The sequence below is a fragment of the Methylobacterium thuringiense genome (assembly GCF_022179645.1).
Classification (GTDB): domain Bacteria; phylum Pseudomonadota; class Alphaproteobacteria; order Rhizobiales; family Beijerinckiaceae; genus Methylobacterium; species Methylobacterium thuringiense.
Map to the genome: position 1 here is coordinate 78,766 of NZ_BPRA01000014.1, position 20,394 is coordinate 99,159.

The 20,394-nt window shown below is 69.3% G+C and carries 18 protein-coding genes; 8 read left to right on the forward strand and 10 right to left on the reverse strand.

Features of this window, described 5'->3' with window-relative positions; all coding sequences use genetic code 11:
* Positions 1-45: 45 nt before the first annotated feature.
* Both MFF07_RS15065 and MFF07_RS15070 read left to right on the forward strand, forming a co-directional pair.
* Positions 46-732 carry a response regulator transcription factor gene (locus MFF07_RS15065; RefSeq protein WP_147817176.1) on the forward strand — a complete coding sequence of 229 codons (687 nt, stop codon included), beginning with the start codon at positions 46-48 and terminating at the stop codon, positions 730-732.
* A gap of 215 nt (positions 733-947) precedes the next feature.
* Positions 948-1,403: a Crp/Fnr family transcriptional regulator gene (locus MFF07_RS15070; RefSeq protein ID WP_147817177.1), complete on the forward strand. Its 456-nt coding sequence runs from the start codon at positions 948-950 to the stop codon at positions 1,401-1,403.
* Position 1,404: 1 nt separating this feature from the next.
* On the opposite strand, the gene MFF07_RS15075 is transcribed toward MFF07_RS15070, so the two are convergent.
* Together MFF07_RS15075 and MFF07_RS15080 are read right to left on the reverse strand one after the other, a co-directional pair.
* Positions 1,405-1,836 (reverse strand): NfeD family protein, encoded by a 432-nt coding sequence (locus MFF07_RS15075; RefSeq protein WP_238232299.1) that lies wholly within the window; start codon positions 1,834-1,836, stop codon positions 1,405-1,407.
* The gene (locus MFF07_RS15080) at positions 1,833-2,837 is read right to left on the reverse strand and encodes an SPFH domain-containing protein (RefSeq protein WP_147817178.1); all 1,005 of its coding nucleotides are present in this window, start codon (positions 2,835-2,837) and stop codon (positions 1,833-1,835) included. Before MFF07_RS15080 ends, MFF07_RS15075 begins: the two co-directional genes overlap by 4 nt.
* 66 nt (positions 2,838-2,903) lie before the next feature.
* Between MFF07_RS15080 and MFF07_RS15085 the strand changes: the two genes are divergently transcribed.
* Positions 2,904-3,095, forward strand: a complete 192-nt coding sequence (locus MFF07_RS15085; RefSeq protein ID WP_306424641.1) for a HigA family addiction module antitoxin — start codon at positions 2,904-2,906, stop codon at positions 3,093-3,095.
* A 106-nt stretch (positions 3,096-3,201) separates the two neighbouring features.
* On the opposite strand, the gene MFF07_RS15090 is transcribed toward MFF07_RS15085, so the two are convergent.
* Positions 3,202-4,569 carry a thermonuclease family protein gene (locus MFF07_RS15090; RefSeq protein WP_238232300.1) on the reverse strand — a complete coding sequence of 456 codons (1,368 nt, stop codon included), beginning with the start codon at positions 4,567-4,569 and terminating at the stop codon, positions 3,202-3,204.
* A 25-nt stretch (positions 4,570-4,594) separates the two neighbouring features.
* The gene (locus MFF07_RS15095; protein WP_238232301.1) at positions 4,595-5,371 is read right to left on the reverse strand and encodes a hypothetical protein; all 777 of its coding nucleotides are present in this window, start codon (positions 5,369-5,371) and stop codon (positions 4,595-4,597) included.
* A gap of 394 nt (positions 5,372-5,765) precedes the next feature.
* On the opposite strand from MFF07_RS15095, the gene MFF07_RS15100 reads away from it, so the two are divergent.
* Both MFF07_RS15100 and MFF07_RS15105 read left to right on the forward strand, forming a co-directional pair.
* Entirely contained in the window at positions 5,766-6,698 is a 933-nt protein-coding gene (locus tag MFF07_RS15100) for a lipid kinase (RefSeq protein ID WP_147817483.1), read from the forward strand.
* A gap of 47 nt (positions 6,699-6,745) precedes the next feature.
* On the forward strand, positions 6,746-7,486 hold the full coding sequence (locus MFF07_RS15105; protein WP_238232302.1) for a TerC family protein: 741 nt from the start codon (positions 6,746-6,748) through the stop codon (positions 7,484-7,486).
* 140 nt (positions 7,487-7,626) lie between these two features.
* Here MFF07_RS15105 and MFF07_RS15110 read toward each other — a convergent pair whose 3' ends face one another.
* From MFF07_RS15110 to MFF07_RS15135, 6 genes are all read right to left on the reverse strand, one after another.
* Entirely contained in the window at positions 7,627-9,897 is a 2,271-nt protein-coding gene (locus tag MFF07_RS15110) for a TonB-dependent siderophore receptor (protein WP_238232303.1), read from the reverse strand.
* Positions 9,898-10,040: 143 nt separating this feature from the next.
* Positions 10,041-10,892 carry an acid phosphatase gene (locus MFF07_RS15115; RefSeq protein WP_147817480.1) on the reverse strand — a complete coding sequence of 284 codons (852 nt, stop codon included), beginning with the start codon at positions 10,890-10,892 and terminating at the stop codon, positions 10,041-10,043.
* A 246-nt stretch (positions 10,893-11,138) separates the two neighbouring features.
* Positions 11,139-12,011, reverse strand: a complete 873-nt coding sequence (locus MFF07_RS15120; protein WP_147817479.1) for an alpha/beta fold hydrolase — start codon at positions 12,009-12,011, stop codon at positions 11,139-11,141.
* Positions 12,012-12,179: 168 nt separating this feature from the next.
* Positions 12,180-14,222: a putative bifunctional diguanylate cyclase/phosphodiesterase gene (locus MFF07_RS15125; RefSeq protein WP_238232304.1), complete on the reverse strand. Its 2,043-nt coding sequence runs from the start codon at positions 14,220-14,222 to the stop codon at positions 12,180-12,182.
* A 746-nt stretch (positions 14,223-14,968) separates the two neighbouring features.
* Complete coding sequence (dapD, locus tag MFF07_RS15130) at positions 14,969-15,823, reverse strand: 2,3,4,5-tetrahydropyridine-2,6-dicarboxylate N-succinyltransferase (RefSeq protein ID WP_147817477.1); 855 nt, start codon at positions 15,821-15,823, stop codon at positions 14,969-14,971.
* A gap of 163 nt (positions 15,824-15,986) precedes the next feature.
* The gene (locus MFF07_RS15135) at positions 15,987-16,694 is read right to left on the reverse strand and encodes a glutathione binding-like protein (RefSeq protein WP_238232305.1); all 708 of its coding nucleotides are present in this window, start codon (positions 16,692-16,694) and stop codon (positions 15,987-15,989) included.
* Between the two features lie 158 nt (positions 16,695-16,852).
* Between MFF07_RS15135 and MFF07_RS15140 the strand changes: the two genes are divergently transcribed.
* From MFF07_RS15140 to MFF07_RS15150, 3 genes are all read left to right on the forward strand, one after another.
* Entirely contained in the window at positions 16,853-18,205 is a 1,353-nt protein-coding gene (locus MFF07_RS15140; protein WP_147817475.1) for a lipopolysaccharide biosynthesis protein, read from the forward strand.
* Positions 18,206-18,213: 8 nt separating this feature from the next.
* Complete coding sequence (locus MFF07_RS15145; protein WP_147817488.1) at positions 18,214-19,377, forward strand: GNAT family N-acetyltransferase; 1,164 nt, start codon at positions 18,214-18,216, stop codon at positions 19,375-19,377.
* Between the two features lie 137 nt (positions 19,378-19,514).
* Complete coding sequence (locus MFF07_RS15150) at positions 19,515-20,264, forward strand: YebC/PmpR family DNA-binding transcriptional regulator (protein ID WP_147817474.1); 750 nt, start codon at positions 19,515-19,517, stop codon at positions 20,262-20,264.
* Positions 20,265-20,394 lie beyond the last annotated feature (130 nt).

The window sequence follows — 20,394 nt, forward strand, 5'->3', positions numbered from 1 at the left end:
ATCGGGAGCCGCCGCGCATGACATTGCGCCGGAGTCCCGTTTCCGATGTCCAACACCCACCGTCTCCTCGTCTGCGACGACGACGATGCCCTGCGGGAGACGCTCACCGAAGAGATCGACCACTACGAGGAATTCGCGGCGATCGGCGAGGCGACGGCGCAGGGCGCCATCAGCCTCGTGGCAGCCGACGGCATCGACCTCGTCGTGATGGATGTCGGGCTGCCCGACATGGACGGCCGCGAAGCCGTGCGGGTGATGCGGCGCGAGGGGTTTCGCGGGCCGATCATCATGCTGACCGCGCAGGATTCCGAGGACGACACCGTCGAGGGACTGGAGGCCGGCGCCAACGACTACGTCACGAAACCCTTTAAGTTCGCGGTGCTGCTCGCCCGCATCCGCGCCCAGCTTCGCCAGCACGAGGCGAGCGAGGACGCGATCTTCCGGATCGGCCCCTACACCTTCCGGCCCGGCGCGAAGCTGCTGGTCGGCGAGCGCGGCTCGAAGCTGAAGCTCACCGAGAAGGAGACGGCGATCCTGCGCTATCTCTACCGCGCCGGCCGTGAGGTGGTGGGCCGCGACACCCTGCTGGCCGAGGTCTGGGGCTACAACGCCCACGTCACCACGCACACGCTCGAGACGCACATCTACCGGCTGCGCCAGAAGATCGAGCCGAACCCGGCCGCCGCCGCGATCCTGATCACCGAGGGTGGCGGCTACAAGCTGCTGCCGTGAACAGGCGCCCGGCGCGTGCTCAACGCCGGGTTAAGATCTTGGCGATACTGATGATCCATCGTCGGCTGGCGATCCGGATGCAGGCCCGTCTCGGGCCGTGCGGCTGGTTGGGGACAGCCGGTCCGGAGACGGCGCGAATCCTTGCGTTTCGCAGGCGGCCCTCCTTCGGCTAAGGGTCTTGTCGCAGGCGGAACCGGCCGAGGGATGGGCACGCATTGGGGTTCGACGACGACATCGCGATCCTCTCCGCCGCCCCCGTGTTCGGATTCTTCGATTCCGGTGCGCTGCGCCTGCTGAGCTTTGCCGGCGAACGCCTCGCGCTGGACACCGGCGAAACCCTGTTCAGGCGCGGCGACCGGGCCGATGGCGGCTACGTCGTCCTGTCCGGCACGATCGAACTGAAGGGCCAGGGCGGCACGCCGGTCGTCGCCGGCCGCGCGGCCCTCATCGGCCGCACCGCCCTGTTCACGCCGGGCAAGCGCCCGGCCGATGCCGTGGCGGCGACCAAGGCCGAGGTGATGCGGATCAGCGCCCAGCTGATGCACCGCGTCCTCAAGGAGTTTCCCGAGGCGGCCGGCGCGATCTACGATTGGCTCGCGGACGACCTCGACGAGCTCACGCGCGGACTGGCGACAGTGCGGGCGAAGCTGGTCGACACGCGGGCGCAGTGATTCAGGCGGCGGCCGCCACCGTCAGCACAGTCCCCTCCACCCCCGTCACCCGCACCCGCGCACCGGCCGGCAGGTCGGGGCCGGAGACCGGCCAGAGCGTGTCGTCGATCCGCGCGCGCCCACGGCCCGCGACGATGGGCGCGTCGAGCAGGACCTCCCGGCCGATCAGCCCGTGCGCCCCGCGGTTCAGCACCGGCGCATGCCCGCGGTCGAGCCGCGTCGCGAGGATCACCGCGCTCGTCGAGAACACGGCGAAGAGCGGAAGCTGCGCCTGCCAGGGCAGGTCGAAGGCGGTCTCGACGAGGCCGGTGACGCAGGCGGCGAGGCCGAGCCAGACCAGAAACACACCCGGCAGCAGCAATTCCCCGCCCATCAGCAGCAGTCCGGCGAGGATCCAGGCCCAGGCCGGATCGATCTCGGAGAAGCCGCTCACGACGACGTCGTGGATTTGGCGGCCGGGTTGCCGACGCGCGGCGGCAGGCCGGACGCACGCGCGCCCTGTCCCGCTCCGCCATCGCCGAAGACGCTGCGGGTGATCTCGGCGATGCCGCCGAGCGTGCCGGCGAGTGCCGCCGCCTCGATTGGCACCACCACGACGCGCTGGTTCGGCGCGGTGGCGATCGCCTTGATCGCGTCGACGTATTTTTCGGCCACCAGGAAGTTCGCCGCGGCGATGTCGCCCTGGGCGATGGCCTCGCTGACCATGCCGGTGGCCTTCGCCTCGGCCTCGGCCGAGCGCTCGCGCGCCTCGGCATCGCGGAACGCCGCCTCCTTGCGCCCTTCCGCCTCGAGGATCGCCGATTGCTTGCGCCCCTCCGCGCGAAGAATCTCGGCCTGGCGCTGGCCCTCAGCTTCCAGCACCGAGGCGCGTTTCTCGCGTTCGGCCTTCATCTGGCGGGCCATCGAGCCGGCGAGGTCGGCGGGGGGCAGGATGTCCTTGATCTCGACGCGGTTCATCTTGACCCCCCACGGCGCGCCGGCGGCGTCGAGCACCTTGAGCAGGCGGTCGTTGATCTCGTCGCGATGCGAGAGCAGCTGGTCGAGATCCATCGAGCCGACCACCGTGCGGATGTTGGTCATGGTCAGCGTCAGCAGCGCGACTTCGAGGTTCGAGATCTCGTAGGAGGCGCGGGCCGCGTCGAGCACCTGATAGAACACCACCGCGTCGATCCGCACCCCGGCATTGTCGCGGGTGAAGGCCTCCTGGCTCGGCACCTCGACGACCTGCTCCATGATGTTCACCCGCCGGCCGACGCGCTCGACATAGGGGATGATCAGCCCGAGGCCGGATTCGAGCGAGCGGTTGTAGCGCCCGAAGCGCTCGACGGTGTGGACATGGCCCTGCGGGATCGTGCGGATGCCGATCGCCAGCGTGACGACGACTAGGAGCGCGAAGACGATGGCCACGGCGCTCAAGCCGATCGAAATGGTCATGGAGCCCCCCGCCTGATTCCGCTCATGTGTTCAATACGGGTATCATGTGACGGCAGGAGATAGACGATGTCACGCGTTCGCACGCACCCCGGCGACGTGTCGAAAGTAGACTACCTGAAGCCGCTCGGTCTCAGTGCCAACGCCCTGGCGACGGCGATCGCGGTGCCGGCGAACCGGATTTCCGAACTCGTTCGCGGGCGTCGGGGCATGACGGCCGACACGGCCTCCACTTCCGGACGACGCCCGAGTTCCGGATGAACCTGCAGGTCGCCCACGACCTGTCGAAGGCCGGTGCCGAGAACGACGACACGACGCTCGCCGAAGCCGATTACGCCTGATCGAGCGGCCGTTCATCTTCTCGGGATCACCGCTTCCACACCCCCAGCCGCTCGGTCCGGGCGTGGTCCTCGGCGGCGACGAGGTCGGGGGAGGCCTCCGAGGAGGCGCGGCCGCCGCCGTTGAAGAGCACGACTTCCGAGAGGTCGCGGCCGTCCAGCGCGCAGAGGAAGGCGCTCGATCCGGCCGCCGGACGGCAGGTCACGGAGCGGCCGCGGATGTATTTGGCGAGCTCGTCGGCCTGGCCGCCGCGGACCCACTCGACGCCGAACAGGTGGATGACCTTGCCCGAGAGCTTCAGGGTGGCGGTGTCGACCACCTGGGGCACGCCCGCGACGTCGTTGGGATTGCGCGGCGGCTCCTCGACGGGTGCGGCTTCCGCATCCTCGGGCGCGGCCTCGGACGGGATCGGCCTCGGCTCCGGCGGAACGGCCTCGGTCTTGGCCTCGGTCTTCGGGGCCGGCTTGGACGCATCCGTGCGGGACGCCTCGATCCCGGTCGAGGATGGGCCGGTCTCCCGGCCCAGATTCGACAGCACGACTCCGCCGACCACCAGCACCGTGGCGACGGCGAGCCCGATGAAGGCGATGCGCTGCAGGTCGAAGGCGTGGCGGTCGATCGTCGGCAGGGCCTCGCGCCCGCGCCGGGCGAGGTCGGCCCAGTGACTGCCGCCACCCGTCCTGGCCTGCGGAACGGCCCGGCCGCCGTCGAACGGCTCGGTCACGGGTCGCGCCTGCGGTTGCGGTTGCGGCGGCGCGCCCGCGAAAAGATCCGGCTGCGGGGCGCTCGCGACCGGAGCCGGGGTCGGGGTCGGCGTCAGGCGCCGGCTCAGCTGCGTGCGCCAGCCCGCGAAGCGACCGCTCGCGGCGCTGGCGAAGGTCCGGCCGCGCTCGGCCGAGGTGTTGGCAAACGACTTCGCCAGGGCGGATTGCGTCTCGACGAAGCGGGCGCCGGCCGCCTTCACGTCGGCCAGGGCATCGTGCGGCGGTTCGGGCGGGGGCGGCGGGACGGGATCGACCACCTCGGGCTCGGGCGGCGTTGCGAACAGATCGGGATGGCGCTCGCGCAGCTCGGCGACGAGGCCGCGCAATGTCATCGGCGCAGCGACGTCGACGCTCTCCTCGGGGTCGGCATCGCCGTCCCGGATCAGTCGGGTGTCGCCATTGCGATCGATGATGCGGTAGCCGGGCTCGTCCCCCGTCGGCTCGATTTCGGCCTCCGCCAGCAATTCGAGGGTCCGGCGCGCCAGCGGCATCGCATGCTGGCGGTCGAGTTCGACCCGGATCAGGCCGCGCAGCCGTTCGTCGTCCTCCGGCGTCGGCGTGCTGAGGGCGGGAGCGCCGATGCGCGCCGCGTCCGCCCGGTCTCTCGCCTTTTCGGCGGCTTCGGCCGTCATGCGTCGTTGTTCTCCAAGAGCCCGATCAGGCTCCGCCGTCACGGCCGCGTTCGGCCGAACTCAGTGCGGCGCTGCCCCGCCGGAGCACCCGGCTCGATTCCGAGACGATCACCGGGCGGTCGCCCGCGAAACTGATGGTCAGGTTCAATTCCGACAAGCCCTGCGAGCGGGCTCCGCGCTCCGGGTTCTGCGCCGAAAAGCCGATGACGGTGCGCACGATGCAGGTCGCGCTGGCAGCGTTGCAGGCCGTGCGCAGAGTGCCATCCTGCGCCGCGTAGCGACGCTCGGGCCAGCGCCGGACGAAGCGGCGCTTCTCGGCGACCAGGGCGGCGATGCTCATGGTACGGCCATGGAAGCGCACCCGGTCGCCGTAGAAGCGCGGGGCCGCGGCCAGCATGGCGCCGTTCGGCGCAGAGACGCTGTCGAGATACTCGCCCGTCAGCCGCTGCGCCTGCCCGGCCCAGCCGCCGAAACGCGGATCGGGCGCCGTGGTGTCGATCTCGGAGGAGACGGCCATCCGGCGACGGTCCTGACGCCGCTCGCGCCGTTCCGCCCGTTCGGCGCGGCGGCGGGGAGCGGCCGCCTGCCGGCTCGGCGCGACGTCCGGCCGTGCCGGCTCGAACTTGGCCTGGAACTCTGCCTCGCGTTCGGGCTCCGCCTGCGGCTCGGCCGCCCTCGGTTTCACCACATCCGTCTTCGCCGGAGGGTCGACCCAGCCGGCGGCCGGCTCGGCCCGCGCGGAAGCACCGGCGAGCAGGAGCGCGGTCAGACTGGATGCGGTGAGGGCAAGGAAGGGGCGCATGACTGACCGGGATATGGCGGACCGGGATTCCGGTCGAGACTGGTGGCCGAGCGTCACGGGCTCGACCTCTTGCAACGTCGGCGGATGCCGGCGCGGTTCCATCGCGCGGGTCCCGGTGCATGCCAGGGCGGCGGCGGCGGAGCAAGCTGCCGCGAGGCGGCTCTTGCCTGCGGGGATCCGGCGAGCGCCACCGCGGCCGGCCGCATTTCCCTCGGTCGTCCGGCCTTGCCGCCACGCTCGGACTCCCCACCTTGGGCGTGATGGGTCCGGGCCCCTCTGGCGGTCGAGGCGTCGACCGTGATGTCGGGCCCCCTCGCGCCTTGCGCTCACGCCGCGCCATCAGGCTGCCCATGCCCTCTCCCCTCGCGAAAACCCAGGCCCGCGGATGGTCGCTATGAGCGCGCCGCCACGCCGTGCCCTGATGCTGGTCAACCCGAACGCCCGCAACGGCGGCGTACCGCTCGATGAGATCCGCGAGATCTTGCGCAGTGGCGGCATCGAGCCGGTCGAGCCGGGAGGACCGGATAGCGGCCAGGCCGATTGCAGTGCCGTCATCGCCCGCAACGCGAAGGGCGCCGACCTGATCATCCTGGGCGGCGGCGACGGCACGCTCAACGCGGCCGCGCCCGCGCTGGTCGAGACCGGCCTTCCGCTCGGAATCCTGCCGCTCGGCACCGCCAACGACCTCGCCCGCTCGCTCGGCCTGCCCCTCGATCCGCTGGCGGCGGCGCGCGCCATCACCACCGAGGCGGCCCAGCCGGTCGATCTCGGCTGCGTCAACGGGCATTACTACTTCAACGTCGCCAGCATCGGCTTCTCCGCCGACCTCGCCGGCGAGCTCACGGCCGAGGCCAAGAAGAAATGGGGCACGGTGGGCTACGCCATCGCCGCCTTCCGGCTGCTGCGCCGCGCCCGGCCGTTCTCGATCACGATCGAGCATGACGGCAAGGTGGAGAAGGTCACGACGATCCAGGCCTCCGTCGGCAACGGCCGCCACTACGGCGGCGGCATGACCGTGTCGGAGGACGCCACCGTCGACGACGGCAAGCTCGATTTCTACAGCCTCGAGGTCGACCATTGGTGGCGGCTGATCGCCCTGCTGCCGGCTTTGCGCCGGGGCACCCACGGCGAGGCCGCGGACGTGCGCGCCTTTCGCACCACCGAGATCGTGCTGAAGACGAAGAAGCCACGCCCGGTGAACACCGACGGCGAGCTCGCCACGCACACGCCCGCCCATTTCAAGGTGCTGCCGAAGGCCGTACGGATCTTCGCGCCGGAGCGGAGCGCACGGCCCTCGGCGCAGACCGGCTTCCGGATGCCGTTCTGACACGCCGGCTCACCTGAGGACGAAACGACGACGAGGACCGACCGCGCGTGGACCACATCCTGCAACTCGCCGCCGATCCCACGGCCTGGGTGGCACTCGCCACACTGGTGGTGATGGAGATCGTGCTCGGCGTCGACAACCTGATCTTCATCTCGATCCTGACCAACCGTTTGCCGGCTCACCAGCAGACGCGGGCGCGCCGCATCGGCATCGGGCTGGCGCTGGTGCTGCGGCTCGGCCTGCTCGGCACCGTCGCCTGGATTGTCCACCTCACCGAGCCGGTCTTCGCGGTGTTCGGCCAGGGTTTCTCCTGGCGCGACCTGATCCTCATCGCCGGCGGGCTGTTCCTGCTCTGGAAGGCCACCAAGGAGATCCATCACAGCGTCGACCCGGACGGCACTCAGGCCGAAAAGAAGGGTCCCGGCCTCGACTTCGCCGCGGCGATCGGCCAGATCCTGGTACTCGACCTCGTGTTCTCGATCGACTCGATCATCACGGCGGTGGGCATGACCGAGCACGTGCCGATCATGGTCGTCGCCGTGATCGCCGCCGTCACCGTGATGCTGGTCGCCGCCGACCCGCTCTCGCGCTTCATCGCAGCCAACCCCACCGTGGTGATGCTGGCGCTCGGCTTCCTCATCATGATCGGCATGACGCTGATCGCCGAAGGTTTCGGCGCGCATGTCCCCAAGGGCTACGTCTACACCGCCATGGCCTTCTCGGCCGCCGTCGAAGGCTTGAACATGCTGGCCCGGCGGCGGAGGAAGCGGAAGGCGGCGGGAGCGTGATGTTTCACGTGGAAGCGGGGCCGTTGGGCCAACCCGATAGGGGCTCGTGGCAGCAGGGCCGAAGGCTGGTATCGGCTTCCTTCAGGCATCCGCGTTATACTGTTTCCGCGAAACCAGTATAACGCGGCCGGATCAGCCCCTCACCAGCGATAGATCAGGCTCCCGATGACGGTCGCCGGGGCGCCGCGGTAGCAGAAGCCGGCCTGGCAGTTGGTGTAGTCGCGATCGAAGATGTTGAAGCCGTTGATCTGCGCGCGAAAGCCCCGGTACTTCGGATCGATCGCGGCGAAGTCGTAGGCGACGAGGGCGTCGAACAGCGTCACCGTCGGGTTGCGCACGGTGTTCAGGTCGTCGGCAAAGCTCGAATTGGCGAAGCGCAGGCCGCCGCCGAGGGTCAGGCCCGACAGTGCCGAGGAGGGCGGGAACAGGTAGCTGGCGAAGGCGGTGAAGGTGTCGCCGGGGATGCCGGAGAGCGAATTACCGTCGATGGCGACGGGGTTGCCGGCCCCGTCGGCGGTGGTCTGGCGCACGAAGGTGAAGTCGAGGTGGGTGTAGGCCAGCGTCAGATTGGTCCCCGGCGCGAGGTTGGCCGTCATCTCCATCTCGAAGCCGCGGGAATTGACCGCGCCCGTGGCGACCTGGTTGGCGATGTTGTTCGGGTCCTGGCGCAGGATGCTCGACTGGTTGATGTCGAAGCCGGCCACCGAGGCGATGATGTTGGTGCCCGGCACGAGGTATTTCACGCCGGCCTCGATCTGGTCGCCGGTGGCGGCCTTGAAGGCGCGGCCGTTGATGTCGGTGCCCGATTGCGGGTTGAAGGTGGTCGCGTAGCTCGCATAGGGCACCATGCCGGGCGCGAGTTCGTAGTTGAGGCCGACGCGGTAGGTGAAGGCGGCGTCGTTCTGGCTCTGCGGCGTTCCGGCGATGCCACCCGCGGCGCTCGACGTGTCCTGCGAGACCCAGTCCTGCCGGCCGGTCAGCGTCAGCACGAAGCGATTCCACTTCGCCTGCTCCTGCAGGTAGAGGCCGACCTGGTCCTGGGCCTGCTGAGCGGAGCTGGTCAGGCTCGGCCGGGCGATGAACTGCCGCCCGTAGTTCAGGGTGGTCAGGTCGAGATCCGGCGCGGTGCCGAAGCCGAAGCGGCGGTTCCAATCGTAGTGGGTGTAGTCGATTCCGGCGAGCAGGGTGTGGGCCACCGGCCCGGTCGCGACATGGCCCTCGACCTGGGTGTCGACGGCGACCGAGCGCAGGCTCTCGCGGAACAGCCCGGTCGAGCGCTGCGCCGAAAGCCCGGTGACCGAATCGATCTGGACGTAGGGGAAGTCGCCGTCGACGCCGTAATGCCGGAAGTTCTGGCGCACGATCAGGTCCGGCGAGAACCGGTGCTCGAAGGCGTAGCCGATGCGGTATTGCTCGGACCGGAAGGCGTTGAAGGCGCCGTCGCCCTGATAGATCCGCGAGACCTGAAAGCCGGGAAAGTTGAAGAAGGCCGAGGTGCCGGGCAGCTTGGTCTTCTGGAACTCGGTGAGCACGGTGAAGGTGGTGTCGGCATCCGGCCGCCAGGTGAAGGCCGGCGCGATGTTGACGCGGTCGTCGGTGGCGCCGGGCAGGAAGGTGTCGGACTGGCGCACCACGCCGGTCATCCGGTAGGCCATGGTGCCGTCCGAGCCCTCGACCGGGCCGCCGAAATCGAAATTGCCCTGGAAGCGGTCGAAGTTGCCGGCTTGGAACTGTACCTCGCCGAAGCGGGTGAAGACCGGGCGCTTCGTGGTGACGTCGAGGATGCCCCCGGGCGAGCCGAGGCCGTAGAGGCCCGAGGCCGGCCCGCGCAGGATGGTCACGGCCTCGGCGCCGTAGGGCTCGATCCGCGGGACGGTCAGGCCGACCGCCGACTGGCGCAGCCCGTCGCGGAAGATGCCGTTGTAGGTGACGTCGAAGCCGCGGATGTAGATCGCGTCGAAGCGCGGATCGAAGCCGAACACGTTGGTCGCCGCGCCCGGCGTGTAGGCCAGCGCCTCGTTGAGGCTCTGAACGTTGCGGTCGTTGAGCTGCTCGCGCGTCACCACCGAGACCGATTGCGGTGTCTCGATCAGCGGCGTGTTGGTCTTGGTCGCGGTGGGGCTGACGCGGGCGGTGTAGCCGGTGACGCCGGAGGGACCGCCGCCGCCGCCGCTCGTGGCCCCGCCATTGCCGTCTCCGGGGATCGTCACCGGGGCGCCGCCCTGCCCGCGGCCCTCACCGTCGCGTCCGCGCGTTGCGCCGCCGCCCTCGACCGAGATGGTCTCCAGCGTCGTCGCCGGCTGCGCGACCGCCTGCGTCGGGGACGCCACGACCGACACCGATGTCGCCAGCACCGTCCCGAGGGTCAGGATCGCGGCGAGACGCGGCGGCTGGGTACGACAGGTTGGCATGGGTACTCCTCGACGCCACTGACCCGGAAGGGCCACAACTCAAGGATGCCAACAATGGTCAAGCTTCGCAAGGAATTCGCGTTTTCGAACAGATAGTTAGATTGATTACAAACTAGTGGCCCAAGCCGGGTTGCACGCGCCGCTCACAGCAACGGCTCGCGCGCGGCCGCCTCTTCGCGGGCGCAGATGGCGGCATCGGGTTTGGTCCCGTTGCCGGCGAGCGCCTTCGCCAGTTCGACGCGCGCGCGGTCGAGATCCGCCCGGAAGCCGGGATCGCTCATCAGCGCGGCGAACACGACCGAGGCGTTGGTGCGCGCGACGACCACGTCGCTCATCCAATGCACGCCGCAGACGACGCGGCTCTCGCCGTAGAGCCGTCCGCGCACCAGGAACTGCGTCGCCTTCTCCGGCATCAGGCCCGCCATGATCATGGCGTAGGCCCAGCCCTGCGTCGAATGGCCGGAAGGGTAGCTGAAGCTGTCGGCGAGCTTCGGGTCGCGGGCGACGCAGATCGGCGCCTCGTTGCCGACGAAGGGGCGTAGCCGGCGGTAATGGCGCTTGGGTGCCCGCACCGCCCGGACGAGGTCGAGGCGCGCGCGCTCGAGCAGCGTGATCAGGTGCGGCACACGCGCGGTGTCGAGGCGCTGCCCGAGCACGCAGGAAAAGTCCTCGAGGAGTGCCGCGGCGCCCTCGGCCACGTCGTTGGTGGCGAGCTCCCAGCGCGCCGTGCCGGCATAGGCGCGCGTCGCGTTGTAGATCGCCCGGTCCGCGCTCTCGGAGGCCGAGTGGCCGCCGGGCGGCGGCGGCAGGATCGCCAGCGTGTCGGGCGCGGCCTCGTCGCTGAGATACGGCTTATGCGCCGGCTTGTCGGAGTTGACCGGATCGGACGCGATCGAGGGGGCCGACGGCTCCTTGGATGGCGCCTTGTCCGGTTCGGCCGAGACGGGCGACGCCGCGAGGAGCAGGGCGGCCAGCAGGGTCGGCAGGCGAAGCATCGAAACGGCCTTGGATGAGACCCGCAGACGCGGGCGAGGCGAGATCTGGGACACTATGCGGTTTGCCGAAGCGGGTTCCGGGTCGGCAAACCAACGCGCAGAGGCTTAATGCCGGCATGCGACGGCATCGTCACGATCCGATCTTACGGGGTCCCGGATGAACCGGAGGAATCCGACGCCGGAATCGATCCCTTTATCTTTTGCCGGTCTGCGTCGATCGGGCGGGCGAAAGGCGAGGCCCCGGCCTCACACCCCGCGGATCGCCGCAGCCGTCTCGCGAGAAAACTCCTCGTGCGGGCTGAGCGCGCCGGGAATGCGCGTCGCGACGACCCGGCCGGACGCGCATAGCGCATCCATTTCCGCCCCCGAGCGGCGGGGCGCCCCCTCGGAGCGCAGCACCTGCACCGGCGGCAGGTCCGATCCGAACAGGTCGAGGAAGGCCTCGCGGCTGCCGACCGGATCGAGCCCGCCGGTGACGAAGGCCGCCGTGCCGAAGCGTCCGCCGCGCTGGCGGGTGATGCCGTGCTTGGCCGCGATCAGCTCCGGCGTGACATGGGCGGGGTCGGCGAAGACATGCGCGCGCATCATCCGCCCGATCACGGGTCTGCTGATGTTGGCCCGGTAGAGCGCCTCGCCGACGACCGGCATCTCCACCGCCCTGCGGATGCGCCCGAACCAGTCCGCCCGGCCCGCACCCATCGCGGTGGGCAGGGGGCCGCGCCAGGTCGGGGCGACCAGGACCAGCCGCCCGAACGCCTGCGGATGCCGCCGCGCCGCCGCCACGAGATAGCCGGCGGCGTGGCCGGCCGCGATCCCGAGGGCGTAGGGGCCGGGGGCGGCGGCGATGAGCGCATCGAGGAAAGCGTGGAAGGTCGCCGGTTCGAGGGGCACCCGTACCCGGTCATGCGCGCCGAAGCCCGGCCAGTCGGGCACGAGGCAGCGATGGGAGCCGGACAGCTCGCGAGCCAGCGGCCGCATTTCCGCGCGTGCGGAAATCGAGGACAGGGCCGGCAGCAGCAGCGCCTCCGGCCCCTCGCCGATCACGTCGCAGGGCGTCGGCACGCGCCAGCCGGCGACCGTCAGGTCGAGGGTGCGGGTGGTAGGGACGGGATTTGCCATGCTCGGATTCCTCGATACGCGGCGGCCAGCGCTCAAGGTAGGTCGCAGCGGCCGCCCGGCATCCTCGCGGCGCACCGATCCAAGGGGATGCCGGCCGGTCGCAATAAAAATCGTCGAAAAACAGAATCCGAGAGACGCCGGTCCGATGCAATCGGATCGGATACGGTTTTAGTGCCGAACCTGCAGGTCGATCCGATCGATGATGCAGTTCACTTCCGAGGACGGGCGCGGCTTACTGTACAGATAGCCTTGCGCCTGGTGGCAATTCCTGGATTTCAACTGTGCGATCTGCTCCTGATTTTCGACCCCCTCGGCCGTGGCGATGATGCCCAGGCTGTCGCAGATGCCCATGACGGCCTGGACGATCGCATTGCAATCCGCGGCCTCTCCCAATCCCTCGATGAAGGAGCGATCGATCTTGATCTTGTCGAAGGGAAAGCTCCTCAGATAGCCGAGCGAGGAATAGCCCGTGCCGAAATCGTCCATCGAGATCGACAGCCCGAGGGCTTTCAGCTGATGCAGGACGGCGCAGGTATGCGCGCTGTCGTTGATCATGATCGATTCGGTGATCTCGATTTCCAATCGTGTCGGGGCGAGGCCCGAGGCGGCGAGCGCCGACCGTACGGTGTCGACGAGCCCGAACCCCCTGAACTGCGCCACCGACACGTTGACCGCGACCTTGATGTGCTCCGGCCATGCCGCCGCCTCGCGGCAGGCGGAGTGCAGGACCCAGGCGCCGATGTCGACGATCAGGCCGATTTCTTCGGCCAGGGGAATGAAATCGGCGGGAGGCACCAGGCCCCGCTGGGGCGAATGCCATCGGATCAGGGCCTCGAACCCGCAGACCAGGTCGCGTTCGATGTCGACGATCGGCTGGTAGTAGAGTTCGAACTGGTTGGCCGCCAGGGCGGTCCGCAGATCGAGTTCGAGCCGCCGCCGCTCCTGCGGCAGCACGTCCATCCCCGGCTCGAAGTAGCAGTAGCGGCCGCGCCCGTGGGCCTTGGCCCGATAGAGTGCCAGATCGGCAGACTTGAGGATCTGGTCGGGGTCCATGCCGTCGCCGGGCGCGAGCGCGATACCGATGCTGACCCCGCTCGCGACGAGATGGCCGTCGATCTCCTTCGGAACAGACAGCGCACGGATCAGGCGATCGGCCAGGACCTTGCTGTCGTCCGGATGCCCGACATTGGTCTGAACGATGGCGAACTCGTCCCCGCCAAGCCGGGCGACGGTATCGGTCTCGCGAACGAGGCCGCGCAACTGCTCGGCGACGGAGACCAGCAGCGTGTCGCCCACCGGGTGTCCGAGCGTGTCGTTGATGGTCTTGAAGCGGTCGAGATCGAGGCAGAGGACCGCGCAAGGCTCGCCGCGCTTGACCCGGCGCAGGGCGTCGTCCAGCCGCTGGCGGAACATCACCCGGTTGGGCAGATCCGTCAGGGCGTCGTGCATCGCCATGTGGGCGATCTGATCCTGGGACCGGCTGCGGTCCGAGATGTCTTCGATCGTCGTCACCCACGATCCGTCGGCCATCGGCCGGTGGATGACGGAGACGACGGTGTCGGGCAGCATCTTCAGCACGGCGCCGCCCCCGCCCGCCTGCAGGATCAGCGCCCGCTGCTGTCCGTACAGGGCGCCGACCGAGACGGCCGGCTCCATCCGGCGGCGGCCGAGCAAGGCCCGCACGATGTCGACGAACGGCGTTCCCGGCACGATCTCGCCGGCCGACAGGCCGCAGATCTCGGCCATCCGGGAATTCGCGAGGACGAGGCGCTCCTCGGCATCGAACAGGCAGAGCCCCTGGGACATGTTGGACAGGGCGGCATCGAGGTTCCGCACCAGACCGTCGCGATCGATCTTCTGGGCCGTCACGTCGCAGGTGACCTTCGCAAAGCCGACGAGCCGGCCGTCCGGATCGCGGATCGCTTCGAGGACGACATGCGCCCAGAAGCGGCTGCCGTCCTTGCGGACCCGCCAGCCATGGGTTTCGAACTTGGACTCCGCCGCTGCCGCGAGGGTCCTGGCCGGCGCTCCCGCGGCGCGATCCTCCGCAGTGTAGAAGGCCGAGACATGCAGCCCGATCGCTTCGGCGAAGGTATAGCCCTTGTTCCGTTCGGCGCCCTTGTTCCAACTCGATACGTTGCCCTCTGGCGTCAGCCTGTAGACCGCGTAATCGCTCACGGCCTCCAGCAGCATGCGGAAATCGTTCTGCATGGCGTTCGCGTCGAGATCGGAGTCACGATAAGCATCGGAGCTCGACAAGGTCATCTCAGGCCGCAGCAATGTTGTTCCGTCGATCTTATTCTGAAACTGCATCAGACCGGCCTCGACGAATTTGCAGGGCTGAATTTATCGTAAGCTTGTCTTCAAAGATGAGTATCTATTTGTTAACATTTCATATTGTTGATATGATTAATTTTTATCCCGCTGATACAGTCGAAAATTGTCAGCATCCGCCAAATAGACTATCAGAAATTGTATTTTTCTTCGGGATGGACTTGAACGACCTGGCTTTCGGATGAGCCGTTCGTGTTTCGCCGTATGGCGGGAACAGGCCTCCGACGGCTCCAGGGACAGGTCCACATCGCCGAAGGGCGTCTCCTACCGTTTCCGGTCGATTGCAGCGGCGCCGTGCCTGTCCTCGCCCCCTGGGCGAGGGAGACCGCGCGCTAGCACGGTGGAGTGGCAGCGCCGAGCCTGTGCCGGCAACGCCGCGTCCCCTCCGTCCGCTTCGCGGCCATCTCCCCCACAGGGGGAGGAGGGACCTGCCGCATACCGATCCGATCGACCGGAAACGGGATCACGAAACAGCTGCGACACCGGAATGGCCGGTGGAAGCGCTCCGCTCGGCCGGAAGGCGCTCTCGGCGATCCTCGTGACGCGCCGTCCCGCCATCGGCGCATCGGTCGCGATCATGGAGGAGCCGCGATCGCATACCGACGTCGCGACGGGGACCGGCCTCAGGTCCGTAGCAGCTCGTTGATGCCGGTCTTCGCCCGGGTCTTGGCGTCGACGCGCTTGACGATGACCGCGCAGTACAGGCCGGGGCCCGGGCTGCCATCGGGGAGCGGCTTGCCGGGGGTCGTGCCGGAGACGACGACCGAGTAGGGCGGCACGCGGCCGTAGAAGGTCTCGCCGGTGGCACGGTCGATGATGCGGGTCGAGGCGCCGATATAGACGCCCATGGAAAGCACCGAGCCCTCGCCGACGATCACGCCCTCGGCGACTTCGGCGCGGGCGCCGACGAAGCAGTTGTCCTCGATGATCACCGGGTTGGCCTGCAGCGGCTCGAGCACGCCGGCGATGCCGGCGCCGCCGGAGATGTGGCAGTTCTTCCCCACCTGGGCGCAGGAGCCGATCGTCACCCAGGTGTCGACCATGGTGCCCTCCCCGACATAGGCGCCGAGGTTGACGAAGGACGGCATCAGCACCGCGCCCGGCGCGATGAAGGAACCGCGACGCACGAAACAGCCCGGCACGGCGCGGAACCCGCCGGTCCGGAACTCGGCCTCGCCCCAACCCTCGAACTTCGAGGGCACCTTGTCCCACCAGGTGGACGAGCCCGGGCCGCCGGCGATCGGCACCATGTCGTTGAGGCGGAAGGAGAGCAGCACGGCCTTCTTCAGCCACTGGTTCACCTGCCAGCCTTCGCCGGGCTGGTCGCCGGTCTTGTAGGCGACGCGTTCCCGGCCGGAATCGAGCAGGTTCAGCGCGTCCTCGACGGCCTCGCGCACCGCGCCGGTGGTCGTGGTGGAGATGCCGGCGCGGTCTTCCCAGGCGGCTTCGATGGTCTGGGCGAGGGCGTCGTGGGACATCGGGTGTTTCCGGGCGGGCGGGACGGCAAGAGCGCTTTCCGACGAAGTGGTCTCCGGTTCGTCGAAAGAAGGCGCGGCAAGACAGAAGCTCAGAGCCGAAGGCCTGAGACAGGCGGCCTCTCTACAAAAGCCGCCCGTCGCTGTCACGGTCCGGGGGCGCCTGTCAGCGTTTCGTACTCCCGGCGGTCTGGCCGAACATCACCTTCTTGGCGTCGTCGCTCATGGTCTTGCCGTGATCGGGATTGACCTCCGGGGCCTTGGCATAGGCGGCCCTCGTCGCCGGGCGTTCGGCAATCGCGTCGAACCAGCGCTTCAGGTGCGGATGGTCGTCGAGGCGCTGGCCCTGCTTCTCCCACGGCACGATCCAGGGATAGGCCGCCATGTCGGCGATGGAATAGTCGGGCCCGGCGACGAACGCCCGGTCGGCCAGGCGCCGGTCGAGAACGCCGTAGAGGCGGTCGGTCTCGTTGACGTAGCGGTCGATCGCGTAGGGGATCTTTTCGGGCGCATACTGCGAGAAATGGTGGTTCTGCCCGGCCATCGGCCCGAGCCCGCCCATCTGCCAGAACAGCCATTGCAGCACCTCGGCCCGGCCCCGGATGTCCTCGGGGATGAACCGCCCGGTCTTGTCCGCGAGGTAGAGCAGGATCGCGCCGGATTCGAACAGCGCGACCGGCGCGCCACCGTCGGCCGGGTCGTGGTCGACGATCGCCGGCATCCGGTTGTTCGGGGCGATCTGCAGGAAGTCCGGCTTGAACTGGTCGCCCTTCCCGATGTTCACGGCCTGGATCCGGTAGGGCAGCCCGGTCTCCTCCAGGAACAGCGTCACCTTGTGACCGTTCGGGGTGGGCCAGTAATGCAGGTCGATCATCGCATGCTCCGGAGACGCTGACGGGCTACCCTCTCGAGGGCCCACATGACCCTGCCCCGGAGCGTCGGCAACCGGCTTAACCCGCTCGAAACGCTGCGGCGGGTACGATGTGAACTGGTGCGTGTGCGCCTGCGCACGCCGATTCGCGAAGAATCGCCATGGCAGCGGGTCTTTCCTTCGACGCTACGGTCGGACGGCTGAAGGCGGCCCGTTCCGGCGCCGGTCTCTCGGCCGTGAGCGTGTTCGCCGTGCGGATCGCGGCCGCCGGCTTCGCCTACGCGGCGCAGGTCCTGATGGTCCGGCTGATGGGCGGGACCGAATACGGGATCTTCGCGACCGTCTGGGTCTGGATGACCATCCTCGGACACACCGCCACGCTCGGTCTCTCGCAGGGCGCCTGCCGCTTCCTGCCGGCAGCCGAGGCGCGGGGGCACCGGGCCGAGATGCGCGGCTTCCTCGCCGGAGGGGCGGCGGCGAGCATGGCGGGCGGATTGGCCGTGTCGCTGATCGGACTCGTCGCCCTGCGGGCCGAGGGCCATCTGCTCGCCGGCCCCTACGGCGTGCCGATCGTGATCGGCGCCCTGGTCCTCCCGCTCCTGGCCTTCCAGGATTACCTCGAAGGTGTCGCCCGCAGCCGCAACTGGGCCGTGCTCGCCATCGCGCCGCCCTACCTGCTGCGCCAGGGCCTGATGATGGCCGCGATGGTCGTCGCGGTCCTGGCCGGCGCACCGGCCAAGGCCTCGGTGGCGTTGGCCTGCATGCTGCTGGCGACCGGCATCGCCGTGACCGTCCAGGGCGGCCTGCTCCTGGTGCGGCTCGGACCGCCGCTTCTACGGGGCGAGCGCCGCTACCGCTGGCGGGAATGGATGACCGCCTGCCTGCCGATCGCCGCCGTGGAACTCGCGGCGGCCGCCTTCGCCTTCGTCGACGTGCTCGTGCTCGGCCTGCTGATGCCGCCCGCCGCGGTGGGCCTGTACTTCGCCGCGACCCGCATCCAGCAGCTCGTGATCCTGGTCCATTATGCGGCCTCTGCCGCCACCGCGCAGCGCTTCACCGCCGCCAAGGCGCAGGGCGACATGGCCGGACTCGACAACCTTGTGCGCGATCAGGCCCGCTGGGTGCTCGGCGCCACCGCCCTCGTCGGCGCGGGCACGGTGATCGCGGCGCCGCTGCTGCTTGGCCTGTTCGGGCCGGAATTCCGCGAGAGTCTTCCGGTGCTGACGGTCCTCGTCGTCGGCAGCGTCGGAGCCAGCCTGTTCGGCCCCGGCGAAGACCTGCTGACCATGCTCGGCGGGGAGAAGCTCTGCGCCGGCATCACCGTGGCGATGCTCGGCCTCGGGGCCGTGCTCTGCTTCGCGCTCGTTCCGTGGCTCGGCCTGATCGGTGCGGCCTTGGCCATGGCCTGCGTGACGATCCTGCGCGCCGCCGCCATGGCGGTCGGCGCCCGGGCCATCCACGGCATTGCGACTCCGGCGTTTTCGCAGGTTTTCGCGCGCAGGACGGGGCGGTGATCGCACCGATGGGTCGTCGCGGAGCCGAGGCCAGAAAGGGCGCGTGTCGGGCCCGGCAATCGGTTGGGATCGTCGATCTGGCCACCCTGAGAGCCGAGCCGCAGGCCTGGGACGATTGCGTCGCGCGCGCCGTCGAACCCCATCCGCATTTCAGCCGGCACGTCATCGAGGCGCACCGCCAAGCCGGGCTGCTGCGCGACGACTGCGCCTTCGTCATCGTGCGCACCGGCGAGCGGCTCGACGCGATCCTGCCGTTCCGCAGCGGCCTCGACATCACCGGCCTCGGCACCGCGGTGGCCCAACCCGTCCTCTCGCCCTTCATGCCGTCGAGCGCGCCGCTCGTGGCCGGCGACGCCTTCGCCGATACTCTGGCGACCCTGGTCGCGGGTCTGGCAGAAGCCTCCGGCGGCCGCGCCTGGCGTTGGCCGCTGCTCTCGATTTCAGGCCGCGCCGGCCAAGGCCTGCTCGCCGCGATGCACGAGGCCGGCTGGACCACCGGTATCGTCGAAACCTTCGAGCGCCCGGTGCTCGACCGCCGCCCGAGCCACGATGCCTTCCTGACGGACCATCCGCACATGAGCCGGCTCAAGGACCTGCGCCGCCGCCGGCGCCGGCTCGCCGAGGCCGGCACCCTCGAACGCGTCACCGCCACCGAAGGCGAGGCGCTCGCCTCGGCTCTCGAAGACTTCCTGGCCCTGGAAGCGGCGGGCTGGAAGGGCGAGGCCGGCACGGCCCTGGCCTGCCGCCCCAAAACCCTTGCCCTCGCCCACGCTCTGTTTGCCGGCACGGCAGGCCCGGTCACCGTGCGGGCCGACACCCTCAGCCTCGACGGGCGCCCCCTCGCCGTCAGCCTCGCGCTGATCGCCGGCGGCACGGCCTGTCTTCTCAAGACCGCCTACGACGAGCGCGAGCGCGCCCTCGCACCCGGCCTGGTATTGGAAGCCGAAATCGTTCGCGCCTTTCACGAGACCGCCTTCGCCGAGCGGCTGGACTCGGCGACACGCGCCGGTTCGGCCCTGGAGAGCCTCTATCGCGAGCGCGAGACGATCGCCGAGATCATCGCGATGCCGCCCGGGGGCGAGGCCCGGCTGTCGATCGGGCGGCGCGTGGCGCTGGCCCGCTTCGAGCACCGGGCGAAGGCGGAGGCCAAACGCCTGCTGAAGCGCGGCTGAGCCTTCTCCATCACCCGCGTTGCCACCGCGCGCGCGCCGGTCCTATAACGCAGCCCCATTCCGCGAGACGTCAGGCGTAGAGGATCCCGCTCTCGGGAGCCCTCCGCTCATCCGACACAAGAAGAAAAGGTCACGCCATGGCCGGGCATTCCCAGTTCAAGAACATCATGCACCGCAAGGGCCGCGTCGACGCGGTCCGCTCGAAGCTGTTCGGCAAGCTCGCCCGCGAGATCACGGTCGCAGCCAAGCTCGGCATGCCCGACCCTGCGATGAATGCCCGCCTGCGCGCGGCCATCGTCGCAGCGCGGGCCGAGAACGTGCCCAAGGACAACATCGAGCGCGCCATCAAGAAGGCCAGCGGCGCCGACGGCGAGAACTACGAGGAGATCCGCTACGAGGGCTACGGCCCCGGCGGCGCCGCGCTGATCGTCGAGGCGCAGACCGACAACCGCAACCGCACGGCCAGCGACGTGCGCTCGGCCTTCACCAAGTCCGGTGGCAGCCTCGCCGAGACCGGCGCCGTCGCCTTCATGTTCGACCATGTCGGGCTGGTCGAGTTCGCCCCCGAGGTCGGCGATGCCGACGCCGTGCTGGAAGCCGCCATCGAGGCCGGCGCAGACGACGTCCGCTCCTCCGAGGACGGCCACGAGATCTTTTGCGAGCAGACCGCCTATGGCGAGGTCTCGAAGGCGCTGGAGGCGCGATTCGGCGAGCCGCGCCGCACCGCCTTGATCTGGAAGGCCCAGAACTTGGTCGACGTCGACGACGAGACCGGCGAGAAGCTGATCCGCCTCGTCGAGGTCATCGAGGACCAGGACGACGTCCAGAACGTCTTCGTGAATTTCTCCTTGTCGCCGGAACTGATGGCCCGGCTGGCGGACCAGTAGGCCCGGCATTACCGTGTCGTTCTGACGCAGTTCGATGCCGACGATTCCATCGTCTGCCTAAACAATGTTCTGGCAGCCGATCGGTGACAGGATCATGCTGGCGCCGCTGTCCAGAGTACGACGGCATGCA